Source organism: Shewanella benthica KT99, assembly GCF_000172075.1.
Lineage (GTDB): Bacteria > Pseudomonadota > Gammaproteobacteria > Enterobacterales > Shewanellaceae > Shewanella > Shewanella benthica_A.
The window spans coordinates 50436-65182 of sequence record NZ_ABIC01000012.1 but is presented as its reverse complement, the minus strand read 5'-3'; the positions used below and the strand labels follow the sequence as shown (position 1 = coordinate 65182).

The following is a 14747-nucleotide window of genomic DNA, read 5'->3' as shown; positions in this document are numbered from 1 at the left end:
ACTCCCTCTACAACACGCCGATGCGAAACACTATAATGATAATTATTATCAATCGCAGTTAGAGTAATGAATCCTGCCGCTTTCGGCAAGTCATATAAAGGGTAATGTGTCTTAAATAAGATATTTATCAATTTATTGTATTTAGATATGTACTAAAATACGCGGATCTATCACCAATATTTCTCTACCGTTATCTGGCCCGGCGCACGCCTCAGGTTCTTGGCCAAGCCCATATCGAGCAAGATTTTATTGGTATCAGATATCATATCCGGGTTACCGCAAAGCATGACTTGTGAATCCAGCGCCGTGATCTCGACGCCAACTATTTTTTGTATCTCTCCGCTTTGAATCCCAGTCGAAATACGGCTCTGTATTGCTTCAGGCAAGGTTTCCCGTGTAACAGATAAGACTAATTTGAATTGATTAGGATAGCGTCGCTCAAGCTGTAACAGCTGCGCCTTGTAAGCCAGATCTTCCGCTAAGCGTACCCCATAAACTAAGACCACAGTTTCAAACCTCTGCCAAGGCTCATCCGTTTCCAGCATAGAGATAAAGGGACCCACAGCCGTACCCGTTGCTAATAACCACAACTGCTTACCTGCAAAAGAGGTGTTGGGGATCTCCTCTAAGGTCATAAAGCCAGAGGCTTTAGGTGAGACATCGAGCTTATCACCCACCTTGAGTTGCTGCAGATTAGGAGAAAGTTGACCGTCTTCGACCGAAACAGCCAATACCTCTATGATGTCACCATTTGGCGGGTTAACAATTGAGTAGGCCCTGCCCACACGTTTATCGTCTATTACCTGACTAAGCTTAATAAATTGACCGGCGATAAAAGGCTGAATATCGGCTCTTATCTTCAATGAAAACAGTTTATCATTCCAATCGACGCGTCCGACGACTTCACCTTCAATCCACATGCATAGCTCCAGCTACAAATTCAACTAATTGATCTTTAGCATAAAGCTTAACGCTTATCTAATAAATTAAAGATAATATCGCGATCGACTAAATCATCGAGTTAAAATTCATCGCTTAAGCGTCTTCGGTTTCATCATCAAGTTGGTAAAAGCTGTCTCTGAATTCCTGGAGCCCTGCTTGAACTAATGAATAGGTCTGGTCTACGTCATCGGCGATACCACCTTCGAGCACCTGCAGCCCGTTTAAGATCTCTCTGGCCTCACCAAAGCCCTTATCGATAGCGTCACCAATGATCTCCATAAAGGAGTCAAGCTGCTCATCGAATCCCTTATCAGAATTCTGTCCCTGATATAGGCTGAAGAACTGAGTCGAAAAATTCACGATTCTTTCTGCCGTCGCTTCAGCTGAGGTATCGACACCGCTGTCATAAATTCTCTGTGTCGCATTGGGACCCACGGCAGGGGCCAGTTCTGCATTTAGGGCTTCGATAGCCGCACGATACAATAATATCATCGGCTCATCAGCGGACTTAAGATTAACCTCCAGCTGAGCCGAGATAATCGCCGTATTCATCAAGTGTTTACTGGCCGCATATGCCGAGTTATTGCTAGCGACTCCAGATACGGATTTACCCTGCTCTGCTGATTTATTACTCGCAACGTCAGATACGTTTTTACCATGATTACCTGCCGAATCAGATTTATCGCGGGCGACTCGGGACACCTCTGTCCCATGGGGGTGGATTTCCATAACTGCCTCTCAAGATGATATTTCTACCTAACCATTATCGGCTGATTTCCGACCAGCTTTAGCATCCATACTCGAATATCTATGAGCTTAAGATATACAGTTCAGGAAAAATTGAGTTTACACAGTAGAATAGAATCAAAATCGGAGGAATGCCGTGAGAAATCTGAACGTTTGTAAGGTTAACCATAAGTATAATTGCTATATTTCGCGATGAATATAATAATCTACACTGGATATTTATCGATTCTTATTGCAGAATCTCGCTTTGCGACATGACCAACAACAGAAAAGCACAGGGAGAGTTAAGTTGAACTCAGAATTTGACAGCCAAAAACCATCGACCAAAGAACGTGCACTCAATTGCAATAACTGTGATCGTTTGACCGTAATCGAAGGGGAGTCTATCTGTTTTCGTCAGGGAGAGATTATCAGTCTGAGTCTATTTGATCCACACTCTAAAGCTAATCAAAACTTGCCTCATATTGCTTGCGATGGATGGAAAGCGGGTTAAACTGACACGCTTTCTAATTATCTGAGTCGACAAAAAAGCATCAAGTAAGTTACCCCTCCATCATACCCGCATAATCATTGGCAGAGAATTTAGTCTCTCGAATCAAGCCATGAACTTCCATACTAAGATTCAATTTAGCAAGACTAAGACCACGAGTCGTGACTCTCATTCCTGATGTCAGCTCAAGATAGAGACTCAACAGCTCATCTTGTTCTAGGCCACGCTTCTTAAGCGTCGCCATTATCGCTAACCAATCGGTATCGACGAAACGGTCCTGACCTTCAATGTTTACCTGTAAAGGAATATTCTTCATCGTTATCATCTCACCGTATTGGTTTCCTGTTTATATGACAATTATACAAGCTGAACTAATGCTGAACTAATAACCAAGCACGTGCATTTATATTAACTAATATTGAATATTCTACAGCATGTCCCGTCAGCCTGTAGATTTATATTCACTATATCCATTCCTATAATGTTAGTTTTGAATGTTCCATAACTTGGCATATAAACCATCATTGGCTAAAAGTGACTCATGATTACCCGTTTCGACAATTTGCCCTTGGCTCAACACCAGAATTTGGTCCGCATCGACAACGGTAGAGAGTCTATGGGCAATCACTAAGCTGGTGTGCCCTTTAGCCGCCTCTTTGAGTGCATTCAATATCGCCTGTTCCGATTGGCTATCTAATGAAGATGTCGCTTCATCGAACACCAAAATGGGCGAGCCCTTTAGTATCGCCCTGGCGATAGCGACCCTCTGTTTCTCCCCGCCTGATAACTTCAAGCCTCTCTCTCCCACTGGGGTATTCCAGCCTTCGGGCAAGGTATCAATGAAATGAGACAGATGCGCCATGTTAATGGCCTGGTGAATCTCCTCGTCGCTGGCATCGGGACGACCATAGCGAATATTTTCTAGCAGTGAATCGTTAAACAACACGGTATCTTGTGGCACTATGGCGATAGCTTGGCGAAGTGCATCTTGAGTCAAGTTTTTAATATTGACACCATCTAAGCTAATACAGCCTTTTTCGACATCATAGAAACGAAAAAGCAGTTTAACGATAGTAGACTTACCCGCACCACTATCCCCTACGATAGCGACTTTCTGTCCGGGGAAAATGGTAAAATTCACATCTTGCAGAATTTGACGAGTATTATAGCTAAAGCTAACAGACTCGAACTTCAACTCTCCAACTCCCAGGCAGACCTCTTTGGCACCTTTTTTATCCTGAATGAGAGGAACCCGTTTCAGCAGGCCGAACATTCTCTCTATATTGGCTAAGGCGCTGCGAATTTCCCGATACACAAACCCCAAAAAATTGAGTGGGATGAAAAGCTGCATCATAAAGGCATTAACTAGCACGAAATCACCTATGGTCATCACGCCTTGCACCACATTATAGGCGGCGAGTGCCAGCATCATAGTCATTGCCAGCGAAATAATCAGCGCTTGACCTATATTGAGGGCAAACAATGACAGACGATTTTTCCGTTTTGCATACTCCCACTCTTCTAACGCTTCATCGTAACGCCTCGCCTCATAGGCTTCATTATTAAAATACTTAACCGTTTCATAATTAAGCAGGCTATCGATGGCACGGGTATTAGAGTGTGAATCCGCTCTAGCGGCTTCGCGCACGTACTCGGTGCGCCATTCAGTTGCCAGTACAGAAAACAGCCCATAGGCCAAGACAGACCCTAGGGTGATTGCCGCAAAGGCGATACCATAATTATAAAGAAATATGCCGACGACTAAGGCTATTTCTAATATCGTAGGCACGATATTAAACACCATGAAGCGCATCAAAAAGTTGATGCCGCTGGTCCCTCTTTCTATGTCCCGGGACAAGCCTCCGGTTTTTCGCTCCAGATGAAATTCTAAATCGAGACGATGGAGATGCTCAAAAACATTGAGCCCTAACCTTCTGATGGCCCGCTCGGTCACACGACCAAACAAGGTATCTCTGACCTCTGAGATCAAGGTATTAAGCAGCCGGAGTCCGCCATAGGCTACGACCAAAGCGATAGGCACACTGAGCAACTGCTCAGGTGATGCCGTACTTAAACCGTCCACCAGAGACTTTAATATGAAGGGAAGAGAGACGCTGGCTAATTTTGCAATAATCAAGCATAACAAGGCCAGTATCACCCTTTGTTTAAACTCTAACAGGTAAGGCCAAATTAGCTTTAATACATGGAGATTCAATTTATCTATGGGTCCATCGAAATAAAGAGAGGGTCGCATTTATTATCAATCCTAATACAAGTTGAGCATTGCAGGAGTCCAACATTAAGACTTTAGACTTACAAATCATCATTCTTAATGGTACAAAAGGGCTATATAAAGCAATTATTTTTGAACAATCGTTAAATAATGTCGTTTCTTGTTAAATACGACAAAGTAATTTGATACTCTTTTTTAACGCAGACCAAGTAAGGGAAACGACCAACCCTTATAAGCGATTTTAAAGGAAATACACATGCAGGGTTCACCTAAAGTTCAATATCCGCCGTTGCCACTCATCCAGACCTGGATATGGATGATGACCCAATCCGAGGACTCAGACATTCAACAAAAGGGCCAAAATAAACTTATCGTTTCATTCGGAAGCCTAGCGAAAGCCAATGAATATCTGCTCAATCATAACCAAGGTTAATCCATTCACCCTAGATTAAGATGAAATTTTTCACTTCCTACTGAACACACAAATCCCCTCTTTCGCTATCCCTGCGATGCAAGCGTTCACCAGAAGGGAGTTGACTAAGCTGACACCAGGTCAAACACGTCTGGGTATTCTCTGTTCCCTACAACGGCTGTAACGATCTTACTTATCACTGTAATTGGCGATAACTGCCGTTTTTTGCATGTTTCAACCACTGACAGTAACCGGGAACGGAACTTCTCCCCTCGATCTGAACGGGTGCCATAGCAAATCTTACGCATGATCACGCTACCACGCTACCACGTATGCAGCGTTCTGCTTCGTTATTGGTCAGAGGAGTGCCTGGGTGATTAAGAAATGCCCATAAGCCTTGCTCATATTTGAGAATATGACGGCATCTGCCAGCATAGCGTGAAGCGGGCACATTTCCCCCGCACTCAAGCCAGCGCTTAATACTGCGCCTTAGTCGTTGCATTCGCCGACGCCACATTATTTCCTCAACTTCACCGGATTCATATCTATGCTGGATGCGAAATACGGACTTGAAAAGCAATACCAGTCGGTTACCAATATTCGCAGTGAGGCCTTTTCCTGAATAATCGGCCATTTGTTGTAAATTGCGTAGCACCTGGGCTAGGCAAACCTGATGACGCTCAGGGGCTATCCAGTTGTAGCTCGGACATTGGTCGCTCACTACGATAGCTTGAGTCTGTGCACCTAATACCGATTTGGCGGCATCCTTATTGCGAAAGTATTTCACCACTTGGAATACCGCGTCAGCATACTACTGACTCGCCCTTGAGCCTCAGAAATGAGGCCTGTAGAGAAATGAGTGCCATATTGGTCTTGCAGTAAACGTTGAATTTTTCGTACGCTCAGATGATATAAACCACTGAGCACAGCTACGTAGCTAAGCAGTCTTGGTCCCATCTGGCCATCAGAAGTATCCTTAGGTAAGGCGCCTTTGCTCACCGTGTTGCATTGCTGGCAACGTCCATGAAATAGCTGATATTCAGTGATATCAAGCTTAGGCTCAGGCAGCTCAAACACCTGATGACGATAACTGGGAGACTTATTGGCAGTCACTTCACCACCACAATCGGAGCAACAGGCCTCTGGCAAACAAGCGATTTGCTCATCGTTTTCGCCGAGTTCCGCTAGTGGTCTTTTATGCCCCGTATGTCCAGGTTGAGCGCCAACCTTATTTCCACTACGAGGCGTTTGAGCTTTTTTCGCTCGGCCTTATCCGCAGGGGAATCAGAGGAGGGTGATTTGGATAAGTGACGAGAACTGAGCATCAACCTGTCTTCATACTCACGTAGCGTTTGCCAAAGCTCACGGATAAACAGGTTGGCTTCGCTGATATTATCAATCGAAGGCGGCTCTTTCTCGAATTGTTTTTTCTTTTTCATGAAGCCATTTTCACATGGAAAAGAGATCGTTCAATAGCTATATGACCAAACCTTATCGATCATCAATTGATCGTGTCAATACGGGGCTGGTGAACGGTTACCCTGCGATCACGGATAAATACTTCCATGTACAAAAAAGGAGACCTAGGTCTCCTTTTTTGCCGCTATCTCTATCAAGCTAACAAGCAATCAAGCCGAGCGGCGGGCAATGATACTCTGGTTTAGTGTCGCTAAAATTGACTCTGTATCATCCCAGCCAATGCAAGCATCGGTAATACTCTGGCCATAGCACAGAGGTTGACCTGCAACATAATCTTGACGGCCTTCGATGAGGTTACTCTCGATCATGACACCAAATATCCCATAATTACCTTTAGAGACTTGAGCAGCCACATCATCTCCTACCAGCATTTGGCGCTTAAACTGCTTAGAGCTATTGGCATGGCTGAAATCAACCATGATATTAATGTCTAATCCGGCCTTCTCAAGTTGCTCACTGATGGCACTCACATTCTCCTTGCTATAATTTGGCTCCTTACCACCCCGTAAGATGATGTGGCAATCCGAATTACCTTTGGTCTCGACAATGGCCGAGTGACCGAACTTAGTCACAGATAAAAAGTGATGAGGCGCACTCGCCGCACCTATGGCGTCAATAGCAACCTTAATGGTGCCATCGGTACCATTCTTAAAACCTACCGGAGAGGAGAGACCCGAAGCCAGTTCACGATGTACTTGTGACTCTGTGGTTCTTGCGCCAATCGCTCCCCAACACATAAGATCGGCAACATATTGTGGGGTGATCATATCGAGAAATTCACCCGCCGTAGGTATGCCAAGATTGTTGAGATCCAGCAATAATTTACGTGCAGTTCTCAGCCCATCGTTTAGCCTGAAGCTATTATCCATAAATGGATCGTTAATCAGTCCCTTCCAACCCACTGTGGTGCGGGGCTTTTCGAAGTAGACTCGCATGACAATTTCTAACTGGTCCTTGTATTGCTCACGCAGTTTCACTAAACGCGCACCATACTCTAGCGCAGCTTTAGGATCATGAATTGAACAGGGACCAATGACAACCAATAGGCGGTCATCATTTTTCTTTAAGATCTGGTGGATATTTTCGCGTGCGTTAAAAACGGTAGCCGATGCATTCTCAGTCGCCGGAAATCGCTCAAATAGTGCGATTGGTGGCAGTAATTCTTTGATCTTGTTAATTCGAACGTCATCATTTTTGTAATACATAGTAATAAACTCACTCCGGCTATCGTTAAAACAGACTTCTCTCAATTGCGCTACTAAGTTCAATTTATCCAGTATCCACCCATAATGCAACAAGATATAGTCATGAACAATAAATAATAAACAAGTATTTGTTATATAAAGATAAAAGATAAACTAGTTTTCAATTAAAGAAGAGGATAGCCGGCAGAAATACCGAGTTAATTAAAATAAACCTAGGTGTTTTATTTTAATTATCCATGGCACCGGTAATCAAACCTATGCCGCAACGGATTATTGGTCCAGGGAATGTATCGACGGTAATTTCGATCAATACATGTGGGATCAAGCCGCCGCGGGTTGTTTGGCCAACCAGCTGCACACATTTATTCAGCATAAGAATATCGATGATCTCATCATGCTCACCCACTCCAATGGCGGCAATATTGTCAGTTGGATGAGCGACTACAACAGCACCAGGCTTAACGGCACTGTTTGGTTCACCGATAAGCAAAAAATGGCAGGAAGAGAACCCCTGAGTCACCAACAAAGCAGACGAGCTTATTTCAATTTCGACAGCTTGATCCGCAACCATATATAGGAGTCAAACATGAAAAACTTGCCATTAAGGTTAGTGACAATATCGAAGTGTTCATCATAGGTCTCAAGCCTTAAGTTTCGATATCCTTGGTGTAGCTTATGTCATGATGACAAATGATGCAGAAAATAAAAGTTACAAGAAGTTAACAAGTCCGTTGTTTTTAACAGCAATATCACTTGATAATTTGCCCAGCCGGATCGCCAACCGCATCCACCTGAATATAGACATCCCGATTCTGATAAGGCCGATAAAATAAGCCTTGGCAGGAATAATAAGTGTAGGGTCTAGCCAGTAAGATACATCCTGAGGGAAGGGCTTGTAAGATCTGGATCTGTTGCTGCATTCTCAGTACTTCTTGCCATTGATGATCCTGTAAAACCTGATCTCTCACGGCAAAGGCATCGAAGGGCTCGCTGGACTTGCGGACCACGACTTGTCCGCCATGGCTTAGCGCCGACAAGCATAGTGCACCTAAGGTGAAGAAGGCTAAACTCGTCTTACCAAGACTGTTAAAAAATATCATCTCTGGCTGCCCCATTCATGTTTACTCTTCTATTCATGATACAAAAAACAGGGCATTATTCCCTGTTTGATTTATGACGAGTCGCGTCTTACAAGTATAAACTCTTGCCTAATTTAACGGGCACTCTTGACTGAAACGAATTCAGGGTAGGCATCTATGCCACAATCTGCAGCATCCATTCCTTTATACTCGTCCTCTTCGGTAACACGGATCCCCATGGTCAACTTAAGTAGATACCAGACCACGAAAGAAGCTGAGAATACCCATGTAAAGATGACGCCAGCCCCATAAAGTTGACCTAAGACAGTCGCATCGGCATTAGACAGCGGCACTAACATCAGACCGAAGAAACCCGCCACACCATGAACCGAAATAGCACCCACGGGATCATCAATTTTCAGCCTATCTAACGCCACAATGGAGAAGATGACCAGGCCACCGGCAATCAAGCCTATCACGGCCGCGAAGGAAATTGAAGGTGATAAGGGATCGGCAGTAATGGCCACGAGTCCGGCTAATGCACCATTGAGTATCATGGTCAGATCTGCCTTTCCCCACACCAGTTTACAGACGACGAGTGCCGACACTGCGCCAAATGCCGCCGCAGAATTGGTATTAAGGAAAATTTTAGCCACCGCGGTTGCATTTTCAGTATCGGATACCAGTAACTGTGAACCACCGTTAAAGCCAAACCATCCCATCCCATCCCATCCACAGAATAAACATACCCAGAGTCGCCATAGGTAAGTTTGAACCCGGAATTGGGTTTACTTGGCCATTTGGACCATATTTACCCTTACGGGCATCCAACAGAATAACACCGGCAATCGCTGCCGCCGCACCAGCCATATGAACGATACCACTACCGGCGAAATCGACAAATCCAGCTTCAGACAGGAAGCCACCGCCCCAGGTCCAATAACCCTCAACTGGATAAATAAAGGCTGTCATTACGACAGAAAATGCTAAGAAAGCCCATAGTTTCATGCGCTCGGCTACCGCACCGGAAACGATGGACATAGCGGTAGCGACAAACACCACCTGGAAGAAGAAATCAGACTCGAGTGCATGATCTGCGTCATCGGCCTGACTGCCAATAAATGTACCAATAGCAGGTAACCATCCAGCTTCACCGTTATCGACATACATGATGTTATATCCCACGATCAGATACATCACACAGGCAATCGAATACAGACACACATTCTTGGTGAGAATTTCTGTGGTGTTTTTGGAGCGTACGAGTCCGGCCTCCAACATGGCAAAACCGGCCGCCATCCACATGACTAACGCACCCGAAATCAAGAAGTAAAAGGTATCCAGAGCGAACCTTAACTCAGAAACTGTCACCCCTAATTTGGCTAAATCTTCCATCACGCTTCTCCCTTATAATGCTTCACTATCGGTCTCGCCCGTACGGATACGGATAACCTGTTCTAGATCGGTGACAAAAATTTTGCCATCTCCAATCTTGCCAGTACGGGCAGCATTGGTAATAGATTCAATTAACAACTCCAGATTTTCGGCCTTGGTCGCAATGTCTAATTTAACCTTTGGAAGGAAGTCCACCTGATACTCGGCGCCTCGATACAGCTCTGTATGCCCTTTCTGACGACCGAAACCTTTCACTTCGGTGACGGTCATCTCGATACCCACTGCAGCGATTGCTTCGCGGACATCGTCCAATTTGAACGGTTTAATGATAGCGCTGACCAGTTTCATGCTGACCTCCAAGGTATGTTGGTTATTTATTTCTACTTTCACCTATTCAATCATCAGACCAAGAAAACAAACCATTAACTTTTAATGAGTTAATAAAGATTAGGTAAACACCATCGAATACAAATGCACCAAACGAGTGCAAATATTCACAGTTCGCACAAATATAGCGCAGACAAATATTCGGGCTTGTCATGGTTATAGCCAGCCTGTAACGGGAGTTAAATTGGATAAATGAGGTGGTATAAAACATTAGATGACTAGGTGACGGATGTAATACGGGGGAGTTTTAGAGTGTTTGATTTTAAAATGTGGATGTTGAAATAGAGATTTTACATGACTCGATACTAATGACACCTTACCGCTTACATAAGGTGTCACATCACACTTATAGCTTATAGCTTATAGCTTATAGCTTAAGACTATTCTGCTAACTATTTCCTAATAAAATAAATCGCTACGCTACTGAATATCAGTGCCGGCATCACGGCGCCGAGGAAGGCTGGCAAGCCATAGACCAGAGTCAGAGGTCCGAAAATTTCACTGCTGATATAGAAGGTGAAACCGGCAATAACACCCAACAATACACGAGCCCCCATGGTCACGGATCTCAGTGGACCGAACACGAATGAGAGCGCCACCAACATCATCACAGCAACGGTGACGGGCTGCATGATTTTACGCCACAGCGCCAACTCATAACGGCCAGAATTTTGGTTGTTCGCCTCGAGATAGTCCAGATAGCCCAGCAAGCCTTGAATAGAGAGAGATTCTGGCTTGACCGAGACAACGCTCAACTTATCTGGTGTCAGTGTTGAATCCCAGCGATACAGGGTCAGGTCGGTCAGTGTCACCTTGTCCTTGGTCAAATCTATTTGCCTGACATCGAGAAGGCGCCAGTGATCATTTGAGTATACGCCGCGCTCTGCATGAATGGTCTTCACTAAGGTCAAGGTGCTATCAAACTCATACAAGGTAATATTACGCAGGCTGTTAATATTTTCCACTTCGCCGATATTAACGAATAAATCACCATCTTTTGCCCAGATCCCACGACTTGATTTGATCAGACTGCCACCGGACACCTTGAATGCTTGCAGTTCATTAGCACGCCTTTCTGCAGCGGGTGCTCCCCACTCACCCAGCACCATAATCATCAGCATGAGTGGCACGGCAGTCTTCATTGCCGACAGAGTGATTTGAAAGCGAGACAAGCCAGCAGACTGCATCACCACGAGTTCCGACCCGGATGCCAGCATACCCATGCCGATCAAGGCACCGAGCAATACCGCCATAGGGAAGAATATCTCGATATCACGAGGAATAAGAAACAGTACATAGATGCCTGCATCGAGCATGGTATAGTTGCCACGGCCAACGACGCGAAGCTGATCCACCCACTTAATGATGCCGGATAGACCGGTGAGGATAAGCAGACACAGGGCTGAGCTGCTGACTAAAGTTCTGGCGATATATAAGTCTAATATTTTCACGCTTTGACTCTCTTGCGCTTAAATATTCCGCTTAGTTTAGCACCGGAAGGACGCTCTTTCCCTAAGAGTAGTATCCCCATGCATAAGGCGGATGCATGTATCCACCACATCCCTAGATACTCAGGTATCACGCCGTCTTCCAGCGCTTTACGCCCGGCAATCATCAGACAGAAATAACCCAGATAAAGTAGCACCGCCGGGAACATCTTGGCGAACTTGCCCTGACGCACATTAACCCTAGCCATAGGCACGGCAATAAGCGTCATTAAAGGAATCGCTAAGGGAATGGCCAGACGCCAATGAAATTCAGCCGTTGCCGCGGGTCCCTCTATATCCATCAACTCATTAATAGGCATCGCGGAAAGCTTACGGCGGCGCTCATCGACCGGTTGCTCCTTGATCTGCATCTGGTAGCTACCGAACTCGATGATCTGAAAATCCACTTTTTTAGGCGTCGCCTGATATTGTACACCATCACTCAGTTGCAAGCGCTGGCCACCGGTTTCATCCTCGATGACCTTACCGCCTTGGGCAACGACGATATTACTGATACCGGATTCATCATCAGGATCTGGTAGTTGTGCTACGAACACCTTGTACAGTTCGTTATTTCGGCCAATTCGTTCGACAAAAAGCACGGCTCTGCCATTGGGGCTGGTTTGAAATCGTCCCTGAGTGATGGCTGCCAGCCCGGCTTCTGACTGAGCATGCTCGAGTACCTGGTTCTGCTTCTCTTCGGCCCAAGGTGTCACATAAACCGACAGAATACCGGTAAAAATCATATTACCTACGGCCAACAACAGGGTCACTCGAGTGATATACCACTCACTCACTCCCACGCCGTGAAGAATAACCATTTCACTGTCGGCATACATTCGGCCATGAGCCATTAAGATACCGAGAAATAAACTCAGCGGTATCACCAAAACGGCCAGATAAGGTAAATTAAGACCCAATAGGGTCATGACTAATGAAGCAGGAAATTCTCCGTCAGATGCATCTGCGAGTACACGAACAAAATGTTGGCTTATAAAAATAGCTAAAAGTACTGCAAGAACGGCTATTTGTGCCTTGAAAACTTCTCGAATCAAATATCTAAATACAATCACAGGCTGGATCCGGTCCTTAAACTTATAATTATGCTGGTAACAGGTTAACTTTCATGTAAACTGTCTACTTTTGGTAGTTTTATAACCAACCATTAACTAAATACGGTATAGAAACACCTAAAAAAACAAACTTCGATGTATCAAATTTAGGCCCGTTTTGGGTATAAGCAGACATTATCTAATAAATAATAAAATTTGTCTTTAAGAATCTAGGAGAGCTCATGGAGTTTAGCGTTAAGAGCGGCAGTCCGGAAAAACAGCGTTCAGCCTGCATAGTGGTTGGCGTATATGAACCAAGACGCCTATCGGGTATTGCTGAGCAGCTCGATAAGATCAGCAAAGGCTACATTAGCAATTTACTTCGTCGTGGGGATCTCGAAGGCAAGCCAGGGCAGATGCTTCTTTTACATCATGTACCTAATGTTCTCAGTGAACGTGTGCTTTTGGTTGGTTGTGGTAAAGAACGCGAGCTCGATGAGCGTCAATACAAGCAGATCATCAACAAAACCATCACTACGCTTAACGAAACTGGTTCCATGGAAGCCGTTTGCTTCCTGACTGAACTGCACGTGAAGGGTCGCGATACTTACTGGAAAGTTCGTGAAGCCGTTGAAACGACACGGAACAGCCTTTACAACTTCGATGTATTGAAAACCAATAAAGAGGAGACTCGCCGTCCGCTACGCAAACTAATCTTCAATGTACCGACACGCCGTGAACTGGCTGTGGGTGAGCGTGCAATCGAACACGGTATGGCCGTGTCAGCCGGTATGCATCTTTGTCGTGATGTTGCCAACATGCCGCCTAACATATGTAATCCAGCCTATTTGGCATCACAAGCTCGCCAAATGGGTGAAGTCTGTGAAAAGCTCACTGTGACCACCTTAGGCGAAGAGCAGATGGCCAAGTTGGGCATGGACTCATACCTGGCTGTGGGCCGTGGCAGTGCCAACGAATCCATCATGACTGTGATGGAGTACAAGGGCGCGGTCGACAGCACTCAGAAGCCGATTGTGCTTATTGGTAAAGGTCTGACATTCGACTCCGGTGGTATCTCACTTAAGCCTGGCGAAGCCATGGATGAGATGAAGTACGACATGGGCGGGGCCGCCGGTGTTATCGGTACAATGAAAGCCCTTTGTGACCTCAATCTTAAAATCAATGTAATCGGTATTCTTGCAGGCTGTGAAAACATGCCATCGAGCAATGCATACCGTCCCGGTGATATCCTCACCACTATGTCGGGCCAAACTGTCGAAGTGTTAAACACAGATGCAGAAGGTCGCCTGGTATTATGTGATGTATTGACCTATGTTGAGCGTTTCGACCCTGAGTTAGTGGTTGATACTGCGACTCTGACGGGTGCCTGTGTTATCGCACTGGGTAAGCACGCTTCGGGTCTGTTTTCTAGTCATAACCCGCTGGCACACGAGCTATTAAATGCTGGTGAGCAGAGTGGCGATCGCGCATGGCGCTTGCCATTGTGGGATGTGTATCAAGAGCATCTTGAAAGCCCATTTGCCGATATGACTAACCTTGGCGGTCGTCCCGCTGGTGCCATCACGGCAGCTTGCTTCCTGTCTCGCTTCACCAAGAAGTACAACTGGGCACACTTAGATGTTGCTGGTACCGCTTGGAACAGTGGCGCGAACAAGGGCTCTACCGGACGTCCTGTACCGCTATTGACTCAGTTTCTAATTAACCGAGCGGGGGTTCCTCAAGGGGAATAAGCTCAGCCTTGATCACTAAGTAATACACTAAAGGGCGAACACATACGTGTTCGCCCTTTTATTTTGTGGTTTCAGTAGCGCTATACTT

Annotated in this window: 15 protein-coding genes and 2 pseudogenes; 4 read left to right on the top strand and 13 right to left on the bottom strand. The window is 45.4% G+C overall.

Annotated features, from left to right (window positions below):
• Positions 1-170 precede the first annotated feature (170 nt).
• Both KT99_RS07900 and KT99_RS07895 read right to left on the bottom strand, forming a co-directional pair.
• Positions 171-920, bottom strand: coding sequence for a ferredoxin--NADP reductase (locus KT99_RS07900; protein WP_005498745.1), 750 nt, complete (start codon positions 918-920; stop codon positions 171-173).
• Positions 921-1035: 115 nt separating this feature from the next.
• Positions 1036-1671 carry a DUF5610 domain-containing protein gene (locus KT99_RS07895; protein ID WP_005498744.1) on the bottom strand — a complete coding sequence of 212 codons (636 nt, stop codon included), beginning with the start codon at positions 1669-1671 and terminating at the stop codon, positions 1036-1038.
• A 307-nt stretch (positions 1672-1978) separates the two neighbouring features.
• On the opposite strand from KT99_RS07895, the gene KT99_RS07890 reads away from it, so the two are divergent.
• Entirely contained in the window at positions 1979-2182 is a 204-nt protein-coding gene (locus tag KT99_RS07890; RefSeq protein WP_040571731.1) for a hypothetical protein, read from the top strand.
• Positions 2183-2231: 49 nt separating this feature from the next.
• Here KT99_RS07890 and KT99_RS07885 read toward each other — a convergent pair whose 3' ends face one another.
• Positions 2232-2495, bottom strand: coding sequence for a hypothetical protein (locus KT99_RS07885; protein ID WP_040571741.1), 264 nt, complete (start codon positions 2493-2495; stop codon positions 2232-2234).
• Between the two features lie 168 nt (positions 2496-2663).
• Positions 2664-4433, bottom strand: coding sequence for an ABCB family ABC transporter ATP-binding protein/permease (locus KT99_RS07880; RefSeq protein WP_005498738.1), 1770 nt, complete (start codon positions 4431-4433; stop codon positions 2664-2666).
• Between the two features lie 235 nt (positions 4434-4668).
• Between KT99_RS07880 and KT99_RS22260 the strand changes: the two genes are divergently transcribed.
• Positions 4669-4845 (top strand): hypothetical protein, encoded by a 177-nt coding sequence (locus KT99_RS22260; protein WP_005498737.1) that lies wholly within the window; start codon positions 4669-4671, stop codon positions 4843-4845.
• 289 nt (positions 4846-5134) lie between these two features.
• Here the strand turns inward: KT99_RS22260 and KT99_RS23270 are convergent, their stop codons facing one another.
• The 4 genes from KT99_RS23270 to aroG form a co-directional block, all read right to left on the bottom strand.
• Complete coding sequence (locus tag KT99_RS23270) at positions 5135-5611, bottom strand: IS66 family transposase (RefSeq protein WP_005498736.1); 477 nt, start codon at positions 5609-5611, stop codon at positions 5135-5137.
• Positions 5608-5937: a hypothetical protein gene (locus KT99_RS23265; protein WP_269764032.1), complete on the bottom strand. Its 330-nt coding sequence runs from the start codon at positions 5935-5937 to the stop codon at positions 5608-5610. Before KT99_RS23265 ends, KT99_RS23270 begins: the two co-directional genes overlap by 4 nt.
• A 71-nt stretch (positions 5938-6008) precedes the next feature.
• Positions 6009-6263 carry a DUF6444 domain-containing protein gene (locus KT99_RS23260; RefSeq protein WP_005498734.1) on the bottom strand — a complete coding sequence of 85 codons (255 nt, stop codon included), beginning with the start codon at positions 6261-6263 and terminating at the stop codon, positions 6009-6011.
• A gap of 189 nt (positions 6264-6452) precedes the next feature.
• Entirely contained in the window at positions 6453-7508 is a 1056-nt protein-coding gene (aroG, locus tag KT99_RS07865) for a 3-deoxy-7-phosphoheptulonate synthase AroG (RefSeq protein ID WP_005498733.1), read from the bottom strand.
• Between the two features lie 223 nt (positions 7509-7731).
• Here aroG and KT99_RS22780 point away from each other — a divergent pair.
• Positions 7732-8085: pseudogene (locus KT99_RS22780) on the top strand (hypothetical protein); the annotation flags it as partial.
• 172 nt (positions 8086-8257) lie between these two features.
• Here the strand turns inward: KT99_RS22780 and KT99_RS07855 are convergent.
• The 5 genes and pseudogenes from KT99_RS07855 to lptF all read right to left on the bottom strand — a co-directional run bounded on the left by KT99_RS07855 (position 8258) and on the right by lptF (position 12929).
• On the bottom strand, positions 8258-8608 hold the full coding sequence (locus KT99_RS07855; protein WP_040571740.1) for a hypothetical protein: 351 nt from the start codon (positions 8606-8608) through the stop codon (positions 8258-8260).
• A gap of 113 nt (positions 8609-8721) precedes the next feature.
• A pseudogene (locus KT99_RS07850) lies at positions 8722-9982 on the bottom strand (ammonium transporter).
• A 12-nt stretch (positions 9983-9994) separates the two neighbouring features.
• Complete coding sequence (locus KT99_RS07845) at positions 9995-10330, bottom strand: P-II family nitrogen regulator (protein ID WP_005498709.1); 336 nt, start codon at positions 10328-10330, stop codon at positions 9995-9997.
• 431 nt (positions 10331-10761) lie between these two features.
• Entirely contained in the window at positions 10762-11820 is a 1059-nt protein-coding gene (gene lptG, locus KT99_RS07840) for an LPS export ABC transporter permease LptG (protein ID WP_005498707.1), read from the bottom strand.
• Positions 11817-12929, bottom strand: coding sequence for an LPS export ABC transporter permease LptF (gene lptF / locus KT99_RS07835; RefSeq protein ID WP_040571730.1), 1113 nt, complete (start codon positions 12927-12929; stop codon positions 11817-11819). Before lptF ends, lptG begins: the two co-directional genes overlap by 4 nt.
• 221 nt (positions 12930-13150) lie before the next feature.
• Between lptF and pepA the strand changes: the two genes are divergently transcribed.
• Positions 13151-14659 carry a leucyl aminopeptidase gene (gene pepA / locus KT99_RS07830; protein ID WP_005498702.1) on the top strand — a complete coding sequence of 503 codons (1509 nt, stop codon included), beginning with the start codon at positions 13151-13153 and terminating at the stop codon, positions 14657-14659.
• The last annotated feature ends 88 nt before the right edge of the window (positions 14660-14747 follow it).